The sequence below is a fragment of the Mycobacterium sp. 852002-30065_SCH5024008 genome, assembly GCF_001665645.1.
GTDB classification, from domain to species: Bacteria; Actinomycetota; Actinomycetes; order Mycobacteriales; family Mycobacteriaceae; genus Mycobacterium; species Mycobacterium paraffinicum.
Genome location: NZ_LZSZ01000037.1, coordinates 1 through 17356, shown reverse-complemented (window position 1 = coordinate 17356; position 17356 = coordinate 1). Strand labels below are relative to the sequence as shown.

General features: G+C 67.3%; 20 protein-coding genes and 1 pseudogene. 5 read left to right on the top strand and 16 right to left on the bottom strand.

Annotation, left to right across the window (positions count from 1 at the left end; all coding sequences use genetic code 11):
* The first annotated feature begins 6 nt into the window (after positions 1 to 6).
* The 3 genes from A5781_RS04360 to A5781_RS04350 all read left to right on the top strand — a co-directional run bounded on the left by A5781_RS04360 (position 7) and on the right by A5781_RS04350 (position 1833).
* On the top strand, positions 7 to 258 hold the full coding sequence (locus A5781_RS04360; protein ID WP_067201758.1) for an acyl carrier protein: 252 nt from the start codon (positions 7 to 9) through the stop codon (positions 256 to 258).
* A gap of 42 nt (positions 259 to 300) precedes the next feature.
* Positions 301 to 1281 (top strand): NAD(P)H nitroreductase, encoded by a 981-nt coding sequence (locus tag A5781_RS04355; protein WP_156622664.1) that lies wholly within the window; start codon positions 301 to 303, stop codon positions 1279 to 1281.
* A gap of 135 nt (positions 1282 to 1416) precedes the next feature.
* The gene (locus A5781_RS04350) at positions 1417 to 1833 is read left to right on the top strand and encodes a pyridoxamine 5'-phosphate oxidase family protein (RefSeq protein ID WP_067201755.1); all 417 of its coding nucleotides are present in this window, start codon (positions 1417 to 1419) and stop codon (positions 1831 to 1833) included.
* Between the two features lie 10 nt (positions 1834 to 1843).
* On the opposite strand, the gene A5781_RS04345 is transcribed toward A5781_RS04350, so the two are convergent.
* From A5781_RS04345 to A5781_RS04320, 6 genes are all read right to left on the bottom strand, one after another.
* On the bottom strand, positions 1844 to 3250 hold the full coding sequence (locus A5781_RS04345; protein WP_067201752.1) for a bifunctional lysylphosphatidylglycerol flippase/synthetase MprF: 1407 nt from the start codon (positions 3248 to 3250) through the stop codon (positions 1844 to 1846).
* A gap of 7 nt (positions 3251 to 3257) precedes the next feature.
* The gene (locus tag A5781_RS04340; protein WP_067201748.1) at positions 3258 to 4049 is read right to left on the bottom strand and encodes a universal stress protein; all 792 of its coding nucleotides are present in this window, start codon (positions 4047 to 4049) and stop codon (positions 3258 to 3260) included.
* A 108-nt stretch (positions 4050 to 4157) separates the two neighbouring features.
* The gene (locus tag A5781_RS04335; RefSeq protein WP_067201744.1) at positions 4158 to 4802 is read right to left on the bottom strand and encodes a hypothetical protein; all 645 of its coding nucleotides are present in this window, start codon (positions 4800 to 4802) and stop codon (positions 4158 to 4160) included.
* 90 nt (positions 4803 to 4892) lie between these two features.
* Positions 4893 to 5696: an HPF/RaiA family ribosome-associated protein gene (locus tag A5781_RS04330; protein WP_067201741.1), complete on the bottom strand. Its 804-nt coding sequence runs from the start codon at positions 5694 to 5696 to the stop codon at positions 4893 to 4895.
* A 59-nt stretch (positions 5697 to 5755) separates the two neighbouring features.
* On the bottom strand, positions 5756 to 6583 hold the full coding sequence (locus A5781_RS04325) for a slipin family protein (protein WP_067201737.1): 828 nt from the start codon (positions 6581 to 6583) through the stop codon (positions 5756 to 5758).
* Positions 6584 to 6611: 28 nt separating this feature from the next.
* Complete coding sequence (locus tag A5781_RS04320; protein ID WP_067201733.1) at positions 6612 to 7097, bottom strand: flavodoxin family protein; 486 nt, start codon at positions 7095 to 7097, stop codon at positions 6612 to 6614.
* Positions 7098 to 7490: 393 nt separating this feature from the next.
* On the opposite strand from A5781_RS04320, the gene A5781_RS04315 reads away from it, so the two are divergent.
* A complete protein-coding gene (locus A5781_RS04315; protein WP_067201730.1) occupies positions 7491 to 8885 on the top strand; it encodes a trypsin-like peptidase domain-containing protein in 1395 nt (464 codons plus the stop codon).
* Positions 8886 to 8899: 14 nt separating this feature from the next.
* Positions 8900 to 9304, top strand: coding sequence for a DUF302 domain-containing protein (locus A5781_RS04310; protein WP_067201727.1), 405 nt, complete (start codon positions 8900 to 8902; stop codon positions 9302 to 9304).
* Here the strand turns inward: A5781_RS04310 and A5781_RS04305 are convergent.
* The 10 genes and pseudogenes from A5781_RS04305 to A5781_RS04260 form a co-directional block, all read right to left on the bottom strand.
* Complete coding sequence (locus A5781_RS04305) at positions 9255 to 9755, bottom strand: hydrogenase maturation protease (protein ID WP_067201723.1); 501 nt, start codon at positions 9753 to 9755, stop codon at positions 9255 to 9257. The genes A5781_RS04310 and A5781_RS04305 overlap by 50 nt on opposite strands.
* Positions 9752 to 11044, bottom strand: a complete 1293-nt coding sequence (locus A5781_RS04300) for a Ni/Fe hydrogenase subunit alpha (protein ID WP_067201719.1) — start codon at positions 11042 to 11044, stop codon at positions 9752 to 9754. The genes A5781_RS04305 and A5781_RS04300 overlap by 4 nt, the downstream gene beginning before the upstream one ends.
* Positions 11041 to 11799: an oxidoreductase gene (locus A5781_RS04295; protein ID WP_067201716.1), complete on the bottom strand. Its 759-nt coding sequence runs from the start codon at positions 11797 to 11799 to the stop codon at positions 11041 to 11043. The genes A5781_RS04300 and A5781_RS04295 overlap by 4 nt, the downstream gene beginning before the upstream one ends.
* A complete protein-coding gene (locus A5781_RS04290) occupies positions 11799 to 12647 on the bottom strand; it encodes an FAD/NAD(P)-binding protein (RefSeq protein WP_067201713.1) in 849 nt (282 codons plus the stop codon). Before A5781_RS04290 ends, A5781_RS04295 begins: the two co-directional genes overlap by 1 nt.
* On the bottom strand, positions 12640 to 13764 hold the full coding sequence (locus tag A5781_RS04285) for a 4Fe-4S dicluster domain-containing protein (RefSeq protein WP_067201709.1): 1125 nt from the start codon (positions 13762 to 13764) through the stop codon (positions 12640 to 12642). Before A5781_RS04285 ends, A5781_RS04290 begins: the two co-directional genes overlap by 8 nt.
* Positions 13765 to 13823: 59 nt before the next feature.
* Positions 13824 to 14384: a hypothetical protein gene (locus A5781_RS04280; RefSeq protein WP_067201705.1), complete on the bottom strand. Its 561-nt coding sequence runs from the start codon at positions 14382 to 14384 to the stop codon at positions 13824 to 13826.
* A 41-nt stretch (positions 14385 to 14425) separates the two neighbouring features.
* Positions 14426 to 15424, bottom strand: coding sequence for an NAD(P)H nitroreductase (locus tag A5781_RS04275; protein WP_067201701.1), 999 nt, complete (start codon positions 15422 to 15424; stop codon positions 14426 to 14428).
* A 111-nt stretch (positions 15425 to 15535) separates the two neighbouring features.
* Positions 15536 to 15802: a hypothetical protein gene (locus A5781_RS04270; protein ID WP_067201860.1), complete on the bottom strand. Its 267-nt coding sequence runs from the start codon at positions 15800 to 15802 to the stop codon at positions 15536 to 15538.
* Between the two features lie 87 nt (positions 15803 to 15889).
* Positions 15890 to 17074: a cation:proton antiporter gene (locus tag A5781_RS04265; RefSeq protein WP_231990635.1), complete on the bottom strand. Its 1185-nt coding sequence runs from the start codon at positions 17072 to 17074 to the stop codon at positions 15890 to 15892.
* A gap of 56 nt (positions 17075 to 17130) precedes the next feature.
* Positions 17131 to 17356: pseudogene (locus tag A5781_RS04260) on the bottom strand (MCE family protein); the annotation flags it as partial.

Below are 17356 nucleotides of genomic sequence, written 5' to 3'. Positions count from 1 at the left end.
TGCGCAATGACCAATGAAGACATCCGCGCCGGCGTGCTTTCGGTGCTGACCACCATCGCTCCCGAAGTCGACCCCGAAGACATTCGCGACGACGCCCTGCTGCGCGATCAGGTCGACCTGGATTCCATGGACTGGCTGAGCTTTCTGCGTGGGATCCACAAGCGATTCCACGTCGACATCCCGGAGTCGGACTACGCGTCGTTGCGGACACTGGCCGACGTCGTCGGCTACGTGGAATCCAACGCGTCCAAAGTCTGAGCCGCACAGCGCTTTTCGGAGCGCACTCAACAGGGGGTTGACATGGAGGCTACGAGGCCGGACATCGGCGTGCTCGAACGGGCGGTGCTGCTCGCCTGCCGCGCCCCCTCCGTGCACAACAGTCAGCCCTGGCGCTGGGTGGCCGACGACGGCACCCTGCGCATCTTCGTCGACCGGCACCGGGCGATGGCGGCCACCGACCATTCCGGCCGCGAAGTGATCCTGTCCTGTGGTGCCGTCCTGGACCACCTCTGCGTCGCCATGACCGCCGCGGGCTGGGAACCGAAAGTCGATCGGTTTCCCGACCCGGATGACCCCGACCAGCTGGCCTCGGTCACCTTCAGCCCGCTAGGGCACGTCACCGAAGCCGAGCACCGCCGCGCCGAAGCGATCCTGCAGCGCCGCACGGACCGGCTTCCGTTGGGGCGACCCACGTATTGGGACATGTTCGAACCCGCACTGCGTGACACCTTCGACGACACCGAGGTCGCCCTCGACGTTCTCCCCGACGATGTGCGACCGCTCCTGGTGGAGGCCTCGCAACTCACCGAGGAGCTTCGCCTCGACGACTCGTACTATCACGCCGAACTCGACTGGTGGACTTCGTCGTTCGCATTGGCCGAGGGCATGCCGCCAACCGCACTGGCCTCCGACAAGGAGAGCTGGCGGGTCGACGTGGCCCGCAGCTTTCCGATCAGGAGCCATGCGGACCGGCGTGCCGAGGTCAAAGTCGATTGGGCCAAGATCCTTGTGCTGTCGACCCCCGAGGACACCAGGTCGGACGTGCTGCGGTGCGGCGAGGTGCTGTCGACGGTGTTGCTCGAGTGCACGGTCGCCGGGATGGCGACCTGCCCGCTCACCCATCTGATCGAACTCGACGAGAGCCGCGACATCGTGCGCGAACTCATCGGCATGCGCGGCGAGCCGCAAGTGTTGATTCGCGTGGGGATCGCGCCGCCGCTGGAGCACCTCCCGGCGGCGACACCACGACGTCCGCTGAGCGATGTCCTTCAGGTCCGCTAGCCGTTGCGTGGGTGACGGTATGAGCAAGTGGGTAAAGAACTTTGGTCCCGGACCTGCGGGACTTTCGGCCGGCGCTGCCGGCCGGCCTCGGCAATACCATCGAGTGTGTAGTGCCGTCGACGAAGAGGACAACTGATGTCGCTGATCGATAATGGGGTTGCGATCCTGCCGGTGAACGAATGCTGGGAGCTGCTGGCTGGTGTGACGTTGGGGCGCCTGGTCACCAGCGTTGGTAACCAGCCCGAGATCTTCCCGGTCAATTACGTCGTGCAGCGCAATACGGTGCTGTTTCGTACCGCGGAGGGCACCAAGTTGGTCAGCACGGCGATCAACAACCGGGTGCTGTTCGAGGTCGACGATCACAACGTCGCCGAGGGCTGGAGCGTGATCATCAAGGGCACCGCGCGTTCCTGTCGCAGCAACGAGGAAGTCGAGGAAGCCGAGCGCGCGCAGGTACTGCCCTGGACGGCCACGGAGAAGTCGCACTTCGTGCGGATCATTCCCGAGATCGTCACGGGCCGCCGGTTCCGTTTCGGTGTGCCGGTGGAGTGACCCCCGGCGGCTAGCCCGGCCTCATCCGGCGTGGGCGCGGGACGAATTCCAGTGACAACAAGACCAGCAGCGCAGCCGGAATATGGTGGGCGCACAACACCACGTAGCGCCGATCGGACAGCGCGTGGAACTTGCGGAGGTAACGGTACAGGGACTCGAGGCGGATCAGCGGGTCCAGCAAGTGGATCAGCCACAGCGCGATCCGCTGCAGCGGGCCCGGTTGAGCGGCCTCGAAGATTTCCGGGAACGCGGCGAATGCCAGCGAAAGGCGCTGTCCGCCAGTGGCTCCCGCGTGGGCGATCATGTCGACGCTGAGCCGCTCGTCGACGCCGTTGGGGGCGCCCGGGCGACGGAACGGTACGTCGAGGCTGACTTCCGATCCCCCACCGGCGGTCAGGTATCGGTGAAACGCGACGGCCCGCCCGCGCCCGTCCCGCGCGATGGCCAGCAGCACACCGGGGAAGCGGCCTTGCAACGCGCCGTCGAGGTTCATGCAGAAGCCGCGGTCGGTGCGCGCCGCGCGGTGAGCGGCGTATAAAACCTCGGTCAGCTCGGCCAGCGTTGCGCCGCTGAGTTTTTGTTCGTCGACGATCTCGGTGGTGACACCGCAGTTGTGCGTGCGCTGCACCGCTTGGCGCAGGTTGCGAAAGTGTCGGCCCCGCAGGGTGAAGTGGCGGACGTCGACGACGACGTCGCGGCCGATCGGCACCGACAGCATCGGCTGCCCCACGGTGTCCCTGCGCCACAACCGAAGGTGGCGTTCGCCGGCGGCCAAGACGATGATCTGCCATCCCCGGCCGCGGCACATGCGGACGAAATCGGCTACCAGAGCGTCGAATTGCGTCGCATCACCAATCGGGTCGCCGCTGACCACGGCGAACCCAAGCCGCGCGCGGTAGGAGATCGCCGCGGTGCCGTCGGGGTTGAAGTGATAGCTCTTGCTGGAGTGCATGGCGAACGGCGCCAGCGGATCCCCCCGCGTGGAGTTGACCAGCTCCCACACCTGGCCCAGCAGCTCCGGCTGCGGTCGGGCAGTGGTGGGTGACATCAGCGCGAGCCCACTGGCGGCGATCAGGACGTTGCCCAGCACGGGCCAGGACAGGAAATGGGCGCCCAGCCCGGCGCCCACCGCCGCGGCCGCGTAGATCGCGTGAGCGAACGTCACCGGACGGCCGAGAAAGATGCCGCGAGCTATCAAGGCGGCCGCGCCCAGTAGCGCCACCGACCAGCCGAACCGGCCCGGGGCAACGCGTTCGTAGCCGAGGTACGCTCGCGCGAGCAGGACCACCAGCCAAACCAGGACGCACAGCAGCATCAGCACGCTGACGCGGCGCGCCGCCGGGACGTCGGCGCCGACCAACACCCGCTCCCCGCCGCGCACGACGTTGGTCGCGCGGCTTCTGGGGGTGATCTTCACGGGGCCACTAGCGCACGACGAGCACGGAGCATTCGGGGTGGCGGAAGAGGGGATGCCCTTGGGGCCCGACCAATTGCGCGAGCTGACCGGCCTCGTCGGCGCCGATCACTGCGAGCTGAACCCTCTCGTCGTTGGCGCTCAGGTAGCTGGCGATGGCGTGCTTGGTAGTGATCGGGTAGACCCGCACCTCGGGATAGTGCTGCCGCCATTCTGCGACCCGGCGTTCGAATGCGCCGTCGGCGTGCTCGGTGAGTTCCTCGGGCCGGCCGCCGAGCACCAGCATCGGAGCCCTGCGCAACTTCGCCTCCGCCGCAGCGAAATTCACGACGGCGTCGTTGTCGGGTGCGTCCGTCATCCGGACCACGATCCAGTTGATGTCGGGCGCCGGCCGGTCGGATTCGGTCCGCAAGACCGCGACCGGGCAACGCGCCTTCTCGGCGAGCTCCGTCGCCGTCGAACCCACGATGGAGCGCGCGTAGCGTCCGATGCCGACGCAACCTACGCAGATCATCGCCGCATCCCAGGATGCCTCCAACAGCGCCGAGCCGGCCGGACCCCGCGGCACGTCGGTTTCGATCGCGACCGCCTTACCGGTGGCCTCCACGGCCAACCGTGCTGCATGGAGCGACTTCTCGGCGTGTGCGAAGTCGCGTTCGTAGTCTTCCGCGGAATCGTGCGTCGGCTTGATGACGGAGACGAGATGCAGTGGCGCGCCGCGGGTGATCGCCTCGTCGATACCCCATAACGCGGCCGTGATCGCGGCCGCCGAACCGTCGATTCCTACCAGGATTGGTTTCATGATCCGACCTTTCTGCTGTCGAACGTAGGCAGTCCGCACGGTCGGCACTAGGGTCGTTCGGCCTTCCCGCCGCGGACCAATGGGCAACGCGGGCAAAGGCGGGAGCTGTCAGATTGTTTCGACTGACGAACGGATCGGCACTGGGTCGGCGGGCCGCTCCGCCCGCCGCTTGATCGCAAGCATCAGCCCACGGGTCCCGAGTGCTATCAACGGCCTGGCGAGTTCCATCACGAACACTTCGCCCGGGTAGCGCAGGGCGATTCGAGCGCGGGCCAGCAGCCGGACGCGGTCTTCCCAGTGCGGCTGGAGATGAAGGGACAAGACCACGTTCCACCGCGGCTCGGATCGCATGGCATTGAGGACCAGGTATTTCTCGGGCACGATCTCCGCGATGCGTAACGTCAACCCGCCGGGTAACCCCATCCAGCCCTCGGGAGCCAGGCGCACCGAATCCCCCACCCGCAGCCCTTCGCTATCATCCTGCCCCACAACGCTTTCCGACACCTCGAAGCCGTAGCTTTCTCTCCTGTCCAGGCCGATCTGCAGGAGCCGGGACCAGACCACGGACGCGGTCGCGTCGATGTCAACCGCCTCGGTCGTCTGAACCGCCGGATCGCTGACCAAGGCGTCACCCGGAACGCGCATCTGCGACTCCGCCTTGGTTGCACCCCAGTTGCGGTAATACCTGCGCGCGCAGTAGAGCACGGTGAGCAACACGGTGGTCTGGGCAATCCGCCTTGACATGTTGGACATGGCGCCAGTCTGCGCGGAGCGCCCCGATGGCTGCGAGGGTCCTTGGTCCTTGGTGGTGCGCCGATATGCCCTGCGCACCGCTGAAGGGCCCTAGCCGGCCGGGGTGATCAGGCCGTAATGCCCGTCGTAGCGGTGGTAAAGCACGCTGGCGCAGCCATAGGCGGCGTGAATGAAGAACAGGAACGGCAGGCCGAGCACGGCCAGCCGGTCGGCGGCTCCCTCTTCGGTGAGGCACGGCAGCGGTTGTTGGCTGATGGTCACCGGTAACGCGTACTGGCTCACCCGGTCGGCCAGAGCCGGCGCTGCCAGCGCGAGGCGGTAGCCCGTCGGCCCGGCGTGATACAGCACACTTGCGGTGCCCGTGCCCTTCTCCGTGAACAGATGAAAGTCGTAGTCGAGCAAGTCCATTTCGCGGGCGGCATCGTCGACGGTGCAGGGCGCCATCGTGAACGACTTGCGCCGGATGACGCGGCGCTGATCGGCCGGGCGGGGGAAATAGTTCGGCCGGTGCGCCGGCTCGGACTCATGCCGCCATTCGTGGGGACCCGCCGGCGGCAGCTCGCCGCGGCGCGCGTCCCAGTGCTCGGCGGCGCGTTCGAGGCGGCGGCGCAATCGCCCCACGAGAAGATCGACCGCTTCCCGCGCCGTGTCGGCCTGGACCTGGGCGCGGACCGGTCGGCCATCGACGTCGAGATTGGCTTGCGCGACGACGGGCCGCTGCACCGCCGGGTCGCGATGTCTGGTCAGTCTCACACGGGCGTGCCGCACCGGCCGGCTCGCGTACCGCGTGAGCTCACCGACCTTGGTGCGGGCGTACTCGGCCGCAGCAGGAAGCTCGTCCCGGATGGTGACCTGCACGTCGATGTCCTGTGGCGGTTGTGTCCTGTGGCGCATAGTTAAAGTGCTATGTCACGAAACCGGCTGCGGGACAGGGCCAAAGGTCACCGAAGTCTTCATTGCAGTGCCGCCGCTCGCACCAGCTTCTCCTCGGGTTGGCCGGGGCTCTTGGACGCGTCGGTCTCACGCGCCAAGAACGCGGTGAGTTCTCCGATCGCGGTCATCAGCGGGGCCGGGAAGACGATGGTGGTGTTCTTCTCCACCCCCAGTTCGAGCAAGGTCTGCAGGTTGCGCAGCTGCAGGGCCAGCGGGTGACGCATCATGGTGTCGGAGGCGTCGCCGAGGGCAGCGGCGGCGCGGGCTTCCCCTTCGGCCGCAATGATTTTGGCCCGCTTCTCCCGCTCCGCCTCGGCCTCACGCGCCATCGCGCGCTTCATGCTGTCGGGGAGCTGAATGTCCTTGAGCTCTACCAACGTGACCTCCACGCCCCAGTCCACCGTGGTGGCGTCGAGGATCTGGCGAATGCTGCCGTTGATCTTCTCGGTTTGGGCAAGCACTTCGTCGAGGGAATGTTGCCCCACGACATTGCGAAGGGTGGTCTGTGCGATCTGGTCGATGGCGGCGTGCACGTTTTCGATGACCACGACGGCCTTGCGGGCATCGACGATCCGGAAGTAGGCAACCGCGGCGATGTCGACGCTCACGTTGTCGCGGGTGATGATGCCCTGGGACTGGATGGGCATGGTCACGATCCGCATCGAAATCCGCCACAGGCGGTCGATTATCGGAATGATGATCCGCAACCCGGGTTCGCGAACGCCGATCACGCGGCCGAGGCGGAAATGCACACCCCGTTGGTACTGCTGCACCACCCTGATCGACGCCGTCAGCAACACTGCGACGACAATCCCCAACGCCACCAGTATTGCGGCAATCTGGCTCATCACGATCTCCTCGATCCGCTTCGCACCGTCACGAAGCCGCCGGAGAGCCGGCGGCCCGCTTGTGAATCCGGGCGGCGAACGCCGCCGCGCGACCGAGGTCGTGCTCGTTCGGCCGCCCCCGGTTTATTCCGCCGATGAATCCGAATGGCCCAACCGTGTCGAACCCCCGGCAAGAGAACGATCCGATGACGTCGAACCCCTTCTGCTCGAGCTTCTCCCGAACGGGTTTGTGGTAACCCAACAGCGGAACCTCGCGTGCGCCGCTGGTGAAAAACGTGAAGGCCGCGGTCGGGTGGTCGGCGGCCGGGAGCTGACGGATCAGTTTGCGCAGTCTCGCGTCCACCATCATGTAGTAGATGCCGGAACCGAACCCGACGACGTCGTAGTCGTGAACGGTGCCCGGGTCGACCGACTCCGGTGTGACGACCTCGGCACCCAGCACCTCGGCCATCCGATCGGCTACCAGACGGGTGTTGCCATGCGACCTCGAAGCGCACACGATAAGCGACCTCATGGCCAACTCCTTTGCGAATGTGGCTCAGACGGCTCCATGCTCCGCCGGGATTGGCGGCCCCGGTAAGGGCGCAATGGCACAGCGCCGTGAGGGCCTTGGTCACTTGTGTGAATCGTCCCTGGTGAGAGCCGAAATCGGCAGACGACCGGAGGTCCCTCGCGGTCGGGACTTCGGTCCCTATCCACTTGCCCGGCGAACCGGTCGAATAGGGGTTGTGACTGTGACAGTTCCCGCAACGGATGCCGGTGCGAAGATAATCGTCCTTGAGTCGCATCCGGCCTGGATTTCGGCGCAGCGACGGGCAGCCGAACGCGTCGAGGCGATGCGCCGTCATCCGTCATCGATGGCCCGCCCCTCCCATCGGCCCCAAACCCAGCTCCGGCGGCCCCGGCCGTGACTCGGATAGCGGCGAGGGCGCTGGCGTTGCCGGCGGCCGCGCTCATGCTGTTGGCGGGACCGGCGGGCATGGCGGCTGCCGACAACGGGCGTCCGCAAGCCAAGCCCGAGGAGCGGGCCGCGGCTCTGATCCGGCCGTCCATCATGTATCTCGCCGGTGAAGGTTACGGGCTGGTCCGGCTGCCCAGCGGTGAGGTCCTGTCGCAATTCGGGCGAGGTTCCAGCATGCCTTTCCTGGCCACTTGGCACTGCACGGCCTTCGTCGTCAACCCCGACGGTTGGGTGGCGACCGCGGGCCACTGCGTCGACCCGGCGAGCGCCACCCTCCTGATACTCAAACGGGCCGCCCTCGAATACCAGAGCGAGCATCCGGATGCGCCCGAGTCGAGCGATCCGGCGGTCACATTGGACTGGCTGCAGAAGAACGCGAAGGTCGAAGGCGACACACCAGGCCAAGGCCCCCACGTGAACATCGCGCTGATATCGGGCACGGGAACGAAACTCGCGGATAAGTTGACCGCCAACGTCGCCGACTTCCGGCCCATGGGGAAGGGCGACGCCGCCCTCCTCAAGATCCCCAAGCACAACCTGCCGTCGTCGGAACTGGCCACCGATGCCGACGTCACCATCGGGACGCCCGTTCTCGCGGTGGGCTTCCCCGAGAGCACCCAAAACATCACCGGCCCTTCGCTCGATCCCACCTACAAGAGCGGCAAGGTCAGCAAGAAGTCCCTCGCGGGATCCAATCCCGAGTACGAAATCGACGCCGCGATGACCGACGGCATGAGCGGTGGCCCGACGGTCGGGCTGGACGGAAAGGTGGTCGGCGTCAACAGCTTCGCCCCGGTCAACGAAACACAGCCGTTCAACTTCATCACGCCGGTGGACGGCGTCGCCGCGATATTGGCCGGCAAGGGTGTGAAGCCGGCGCTTGGACCCGCGGACCGGTTCTACCGCAAAGGGCTGACCGACTTCTATGCGGGTCGCTACACCGACGCGATCGACGAGTTCGACCAGGCTCTGGCGATGTCGCCCGGCTACCCCGGTCTGGAGGACCTCAAGACGACCGCGGTCAACCTGCGCCAGCAGTACGGGGATTCCTCCGCGCTGAGCGGCCGAAATTTGTTGCGGTACATCGTCATCAGTGTCGTTTCGGTGCTCGGCCTCGGCGCCGGCCTGACCTACCTGGGGCTCAGGCTCCATCGTCGCGTCCCCGCGGTACCCGACGTACAACCGCTTCGTCTGATGCCCAAGCATGAGTTGGGTGCCGGTGAACCGCACTTCTGCGCACATTGCGGGGCCGAGCACCACCCGAGCGAGCAGTTCTGCCCGAACTGCGGCAAGCACATAGACCTTCCAGCGGCGGTACGGGGAACCGGACTGATTTCCTGACGGATGGCCTATCGGTGAGCGCGGGATTATCAACCAGAGTGGCGGCCCGGTTCGACGACGCGGCGGCGCGCACTCGAGAAGCCCTTGCACAGCACGGATTCGGCGTGCTGACCGAAATAGATGTCAGAGCGAAGGTCCAGATTCAGCTTGGTGTCGAGATGGAGGACTACCTGATCCTCGGCGCCTGCGATCCTGCTGTGGCATATCGCGCCATCGGTGTCGATCGAGAGATCGGGCTGCTGCTGCCGTGCAACGTGTTGGTGCGCGCCGACCCGGGTGACCCGGGCACGGTGATCGTTGAGGCGATGGATCCCGGGCTTCTGGTCGAGGTGACCGGTGAGCCGGCCCTCATCGCGATCGCCGCCGAAATCACCGCGAGCCTGTGTGCCGCGATCGCTTCGCTGACCGAAAGCGATTGATCTCGGCGGCCACCATACCGACCACCACCGGCACAGCTCGTGCGACCACCGGGGTCAGCCCGTCGCCCGGGCCGGTGTGCGCCGCCTCGACGGCGAAGACCACCACCGCGTCGGGTACCCGCTCGAGCTCTCGAGCCAGCGCATGGGTGCGACCGATATCGATGCTGTGCGAGCTCAACCCCTCGGCTTGGGTGGGCACGTCGTCCAGCTGGTAGTGATGGACGCGGCCCGGGGTCGCCGGGGTGACGACCGCCGCGTCGATGACCACGGCCAGCTCCGCCCCGGTCCATGCGTCGAGAACGCCCAACGGCTCTGCAATGCCCGTATGCACAACGACGTTCGGCCAGGCGAGGCGTTCTATTGCAATCGCAGCGGCGACGCCGACGCCGTCGTCACGCCGGTAGCAATTGCCGAGCCCGATGACGGCAACCCTGCCGGCACCCTCGGTCATCGTCGCTGCACCGTCAGCGTCAAGAAGTGCGCCGAGCAGGAAATGCACGGGTCGTAATTGCGAATCACCCGCTCGCACAGGGCCGTCAGGGCGGCATCGTCCAAGGTGAGGTTGTCGGACACCACCCGGGCAAGATCGGATTCAATGGCGGCCTGATTCTGCGACGTGGGCGGGATGATCGTCGCCGCGGAGACCAGCCCGCCATGATCGATGTCGTAGCTGTGATACAGCAGGCCGCGGGGCGCCTCGCTGACGCCGTGCCCGGTTCCCGCCCGGGCCGGGACGTCGACGAAAGGCCGTGGCGGCCGCTCGTATCCGTCGATGATCCGCAGCGCCTCTTCGATCGCGTAGACGACCTCCACGGCGCGAACGATGATGCTGCGGAACGGGTTTCGGCACCCGGCCGACAGCCCGGCCGCCGCGGCCGCCTGGGCCGCGATCGGTGAAAGAGCCGACGAGTTCAGGCTATAGCGCGCCAAGGGGCCGGTGATGTAGCGGCCGCCGTCGAGCGTCGCGTGCAGGGCGGTGGAGTGGGGCACCTGCGACTCGCGCACGTGCTCGGTGAAGTCGACCGCTGCGAACGCCTCCCCGGCGCTGCGCGCGATGACGCCGTTCTCGATCGGATACTGGCCGTTCTGGCTCAGCGCCAGCATCTCATGGTCGAGCTCGAGGTCGGGGAAGTCGAAACCGGCCACCCACTCGACCGTCGCGACCGCGTCGTCGAGCGCCCGGCGCAACTGCTCGGCAACGGGAGCGAACTGCGACCGGCTGGGCACCGAGTAGAACCCACCCAGGCGCACGTTGATCGGGTGTATCGACCGCCCGCCGACGAAGTCCATCAGCGCATTGCCCGCCTTCTTCAATCGCAGGCCGCGTTCGACTATTTCGCGCTCGTCGCGGGCCAGCGCGATCGCATCGGGGTAGCCGAGGAAGTCGGGTGCGTGGAGGAGATAGATGTGCAGCATGTGGCTGTGAATCCATTCGCCGCAGTACAGCAGCCGGCGCAGCGCGACGAGCTCTGGATCCACCTCGACGCCACAGGCGCTTTCGATCGCGTTGCAGGCGCTGACCTGGTAGGCGACCGGGCAGATGCCGCAGACGCGTGCCGTCAGGTCGGGCGGCTCGGTGTAGGCGCGTCCTCGCAGGAATGCTTCAAAAAATCGGGGCGGCTCATAGATGTTCAATTGGACGGTTTGCAGCGCGCCGTCCTTGAGCGTGACGTGCAGCGCCCCTTCGCCTTCCACCCGGGTCAAGGCCCCGACGCTGAGCGTGCGTTCCGATGGAGTCACGACTTGCTCCGTTCGGCGGCGAACGTGGCGACGTTGAACGTCGAGAACACCCGGTCGACGTCACCGTCGGACATTCCGTCGCGGCGCAGCAACGGGATGAGCGTCGCGGTTTGCGGCGCCGCGGACGGACCGAAACAGCCGTAGCAACCGCGATGATGGCTGGGGCAAAGCGCCCCGCACCCGGCGTGCGTGACCGGCCCCAGACACGGAATACCGTCGGCGACAACAACACACGTGGTCCCGCGCAGCTTGCACTCGGTGCACACCGTCTTGGCCGGCAGCCGGGGTTTGCGCCCGATCAGCAGGGCCGCCAGGGTGTCGAGCAGCTGGCCCCGGTCGATTGGGCAGCCCGGCACCTGGTAATCCACCTTGACGTGCGCCGATGCGGGCGTCGAGGTTGCCAGCGTGTCAATGTATTCCGGCTTGGCATAGACGACGGAGGCGAACTCGGCGACGTCGGCAAAGTTGCGCAGCGCCTGCACTCCCCCCGCCGTCGCGCACGCCCCGATGGTGACCAGAACCTTGGATTGCCGCCGGATCTCTTGGATGCGCTGCTCGTCGTGCCGGGTGGTGATCGAACCCTCGACCAGCGAAACGTCGTACGGACCGGCCACGATCGCGCTGGAGGCCTCGGCGAAGTTGGCGATCTGCACTTGGTCAGCGAGAAGCAGCAGTTCGTCCTCGCAATCCAGCAGGGTCAGTTGACATCCGTCGCACGAGGCAAACTTCCACACAGCCAAGGTGGGTCGGGTCATCACAGCTCCTTCACCCGTAGCAGCGGGCCGGCGACGTCGTAGCCGACGACGGGGCCGTCACGGCACAGCAGCAGCGGTCCCAGCTGACAGTGCCCGCACATCCCGACCCCGCACTGCATGTTCCGCTCCAGCGAGACTCGGATATTCTTAGCCGCAACGTCTTTCGCGAGCAAGGCCTCCGCACCGAATCGCAGCATCGGCTCGGGCCCGCACAGGAATGCGCTGGTGCGATCGGGATCCAGGACGAGCCGCCCCAGCGGATCGGTGACCAGGCCGACTTCGCCGTGCCACCCCGATGTCTGGGCGTCGACGATCAAATGCAATTCGATCTGCGGGTCGTGCGACCACTGCTTGAGCTGAGCGGCGAAGACGAAGTCGGCCTGCGACCGGGCGCCCACGATGAGCGTCACATTGCCGTAGCGCGCCCGGTCGGCCAGCGCGCCCAGGATCGCCGGGCGCAACGGGCACAGGCCCACGCCCCCGGCAACCATGACCAGATCCCGCCCTACGGCTTCCGCTAGCCCCCACGTCGTGCCGAAGGGGCCGCGGACACCGATGATGCTCCCCGGCTGCGCGTCGTGCAGGGCGCGGCTCACCGCGCCGACCGCTCGCACCGTATGCGTGATCGAGCCGTCGGTGACGGTGGGATCGCCGCTGATCGAGATCGCGGCTTCGCCTACGCCGAATGCGTAGAGCATCATGAACTCGCCGGGTTGCGGCGCGCGCAGCACTTCGCCGAGCGGTTCCAGGCACAGCGTTGCCGAGTCGGGGCTTTCGACGACGCGGCTGCGCACCCGGTACGGGTTCGGCGCCATCACCGATGCGAGGGCGCCCGCAGCGTCAGTCATCGCGGGCCATCTTGTTCATTTCCTCGGTGATGTCGATCCCGGTGGGGCACCAGGCAATACACCGCCCGCAGCCGACACACCCCGACATGTCGAACTGGTCGTGCCACGTGCCGAGCTTGTGGGTCAGCCAGTGGCGGTAGCGCGAGGAGCCGGACTGGCGGACGCTGCCGCCGCCGTGGATGTAGGTGAAATCGGGCTCGAAGCACGACGCCCAGTTCTCCCAGCGCTCCGCATGCTCACCGGTCAGATCGCTGACGTCCTCGGTGCTGGTGCAAAAGCAGGTAGGGCACACCATCGTGCAATTGCCGCACGTCAGGCAGCGGCTGGCGACCTCCTCCCACTGCGGCGACTCGCGCGACTCGATCAGCAGGTTGCGCAGGTTGGCGTCCGGCATCGCCCGGCCCATCCGGTGCGAAGCGGCCTGCACCGCGGCGTGCGCCGAACCGATCTCCGCATCGTCGGCAACCCGATGGGGAACGGCCGCAAGGACTTCGGCACCCTCGTCGGTGCCCACCTCGACCACGTAGGTCACACCGTCGCCGTCGGACCGCTCCGTCAGGGCCAAGTCGTAGCCCGGTCCGGCCGCGGGCCCGGTGCCCATCGAGGTGCAGAAGCACAGGCCGCCCGGCTCCGTGCAATTCACCGCGACCACGAAGATCTGGCGATGCCGGCGGACGAAGGAGTTGTCGGGGAACTGGCCCCGGCCAAGGACACGGTCGAGCGTCGCGATCGCGGCCAAGTCACACCCACGCACGCCCAGGAACGCGTACCGTGGAACCTCCTCGTCAGAATCGGCGGTGCTGAACCCGTCCCGGGTGCCGGACCACAGCCGGCGCCGTGGCGGGTGCAGGAACTGCTTCCAGGACTGGGGCCCCGATGAGTGCCCGAACGCCGCGTCATCGTCACGCCTGCGCACCCGATACTGCCCGGGCGCCACGTCGACGCCCCATCCCCGCGGCAGGTCGGCGGCGGACTCCAGTTGGTCCAGCACGATCGCGTTGTCCCGCAACGTCGGACCGATGACACGGTATCCGCGCTCGATCAGGACCTCGACAAGGCGGTGCAGTCCGGCGGTGTCAAACCATGCGGCACCGGGGTTCTCGCCGTAGACGCTCATCGACCCATCATCCGCCGGTTCGGTTGTGCTGTATAGGGCTTTGGCAATGCGGTCATCGGCTACGAGGCCTCCGCGAGGAACTTGATGTCGCGTTCCCACAGGCCGTCGCGAGCGCGATCCAGCCGGGACCGGACGACCGCCACAAGTGCCGCCATCGTCATCGTCACCGCCAGCGCTGTCACCACCGCCACGCCGACCGCCTCGCCAATGGCGAGCCAGGTCGGGGTGGGCGGATCCACCGGATTGCCGTCCCCGTCCACCCACATCTCGATGGTTCCGCCCACCTTGGCCTGCTCGGTGACCACCAGTGGTCCGTTGCGCTCCCCGCTCGGCCCGGGCCACTTCGCCTGCACGACAACGACACCCAAATCCTCGACCAGGGCATCGACGATCGTCGCCATCACGCGGTGCCGCTCGTGCGCCTCCCGGGTGTACACCCCATCCCGCGCGCCGTAGGTCACCGCGCCGATTACGCCGCCGACCGGGACGGCGATCAGAGATACGACAACCGCGACCAGCATGACCAACGATTCGATGCGGTCCGCGCGGCGGAGCAACGGGTTACGGCCGAAAACGCGAGCGATCCGCCAACGGCTGGGGTCCCAGGTGAACGTCTCCATAGTGTCCTCTGCGCCGCAACCGTTTCGGTGGATTCGCCGGTTCAGAGGGCGACCTGGTGGTGTTGATCGGTCATCCACTCGACGACGTCGGAGAGCTCGCGCCGCGGTGTCGCCGGCAACGGGTCCGCGTTGATGGGCGCCCAGCCCACCCGGAGCAGCATCTGGGGGTAGCTGCTGTCGCCGAAGATGTCGGACTGGACCGCCGCGCGAGTTTCGGGCGTCTCCAGCGGTTCGGTGACCGGGCAGCTGGCCAGCCCCAGTGACGTCGCGGTGAGCAGCACCACGCTGGTCGCCTCACCGGCACGCAGCTGGGCCAGGCGGTCGTCGTTGCGGGTGCCCAGCGCGAGGACGACGGCGTTGTCGTCGGCCGACGACGAGTCCGGCGGCATGGGGAGCACCGGGCCGGCGAAGACCCGGCCCGGAATCTTCGCCGTGAGATCCGGCACCGGCGTATTGCGCGCCGGGACGCCGGCCACCGACGCGTAGCGGCCACTCCACTCGGTGAGCTCGGCGAGATAATCCTGGTTCATGTGGTCCCGGATGGATTGAGCGACGATCTTCCGCAGATTGTCGAGGTCTTCGACTTGGCACAGCGTTACCCCGCTTCGAGCCGCCCGCGCCGCCATCAGGGCGACATCGCCCACCGGCACGGGCCAGGAGCTGTAATAGCGCCGGTCGGTTCGCCGCCGCGGTATCGCCGCGGCCAGCGCGATGTCGACGGAGTCGGCGCGGTGTGGCGAAAGCTCGATGGCCGCAAGGTGGCTGGGATCGGCGGGATTCGGCAGCCGAGTCACCTTGGAAAGCCACCCGACCGCCGCGAGCGCGACGACACAGTGATGCAGGGCCGCACCGCAACTCAGCATGAGGTCCCGGCCATCCGGGTCGGTGTTGGGCAGTTGCCGGCTCGCGTCGGAGTAGAAGTGCAGGCTCGTCGCGTCCACCCGCCACCGCCAGGGTTGGGTGTTGTGCACCGAAGGCGCCCGAGATGCCAGACTCAAGACCGTCCGGACCGTGCCGGCATCCGGAAATCGAGTGTTCATGGCGGTCGTTTCCCTTCGGTATTTCTTCGTCTTACCTACGATTGCGGATCGCTGCCGGCCCGACGAGAGCCTGACGGCTCTAGCCCGAGGGACTTTGGGCCAATCGCATAGCTACGCGGCCGCCGCGACGCTCACGTCGACGGATAGCCGATCGCCGATGGCGTAGGCCACCGACCAGTCGCCGAGGCACGCCGCCCGTGCCAGCTCGTCGACCAGGGGGCTGTGGGCGCCAAGCTCCGCCAGCCATGCCGTGACGATGGGTGCGATCTCATGGCCGGGCACCCGGACGGTGCGTCCGCCGTGCAAACGATCGGTGACGCGGTACATCATCGGGGTCGGCACGGCTCGCAGGTGGTGCCGTCGTGTTGTGAACCTCATCACGGCCTCCTTGATCGAGCCTGGAATACATCCGACCACTCCCCCGGTCCGGCCCACAGGGCCGAACGCAACCGGGCGGCAGGTGCTTCAGTCGTGCTTTCGGGGATGCGGAGGTCCCGCGGCGGGAGGGCCATTGGTCACCTGGCTCCGCGACGCGAACGCGCCTGCGACCGAGGCGGCCGCAAGCGTCAACAAGGCGCCGAACATCAACGCCGACGCTTCGCCCGCGAAGAGCAGGTGTTCCTGGGTGCCGATGGCGGCCGCGGCCACCGGCACGCCGAGCTGCCCGGCCGAGAGCACCGCCAGGGTGAGCGGTTGGCCGAGCAGCCTGCCGGCGCAGTGTGCCAGCACGGCCCCGAGCCCCAGTCCCACGCCGAGCAGGATGAGTTTCGGGTGCGCACCGAGCTCGCGCACCTGTAGGGAAGCGCCCAGCCAGACGAAGAACAGCGGGCTGAAAAACCCCTCGGTGATTCCGAACAGCTGGCGCGCCAACCGTCGCGGTTCACCGACCATGGTGACCACCAGGCCCACCGCGAAGCCCGCCAGCATGACGGACACGTGCGTGCTCATGGCGAGCGCCGCCAGGGCGAACAGCACGATGAGGTTGGTGCGCAATTCCAGTGCGAACCGGCGATTCTCGGAGTAAACGTGCATCCGGCGGCGCCAGCCCTTGGCGTCGGAGGCGCGCAGCAGCACGTAGAACACCCCCGCACACGCGGCCACGGCCAGCGCGCCGAGCGCGGCGGTGGGCGCATGTCGGAGGTCAATCACTAGCGGCAGCAAGACAATACAGGCGGCATCCGCAATAGCGATCTGCGCCGTAACGGCAATCACCTGCGGCCCCTGCAATCGCAGTGAATCGATCACCGGCAGCGCCAGCGCCGCCGACGACGAGGCCATGAGCACGGCGTACATCGCCGCATGGCCGGTGCCGAAGGCAGCCGCCAACCCGGCCCCGAGCGCCACCGCGACGGCGCCACCCAGCGCCGCCCGCGCCAGCGCCTGCGGTAGCGATGCGCGCAGTGCGGTGGCGCCGACCGGGACATGGGTGCCCACGACGAACATGACCAACGCGAAGCCGATGTTGGCGAGCAGCTGAAACGTCGGGTTGGTGACGTCGACGACGCCCAAACCGGTCCGGCCGACGACGAGGCCCGCGACCAGCTCGCCGATGATCACCGGTATCCGAAGGCGCGGCAGCGCCGCCAGCAGCGGACCGGCCAATCCGATCGCGGTCAGCAGCGCCAGGGTGTGGAAGCCGAACCCCGGCACGTCAACGGTCCCTGCGCGCCAGCACCAAGACATTCTGCATTCTGCGCGGCCCAGTTCTAGGGATTGATCGTGTTATCCCCGACCTGGCGGCCCCAGACGTACTCGATCGCGTACGGCGATCCGGTGTCGAGGTGGTTGTAGGGGGCGATGCTGTTCCCGGTGTCCATCACCAATTCGGGTGCGGGCCAAAGGTGTCGGGTGATGGGCTGCCAGCAACCGGGGGCGCCCCCCGGGCCGCCGCGCGCGTTCACCCGCGGCAGGTTTTCCGGGTAGGTGTACGGG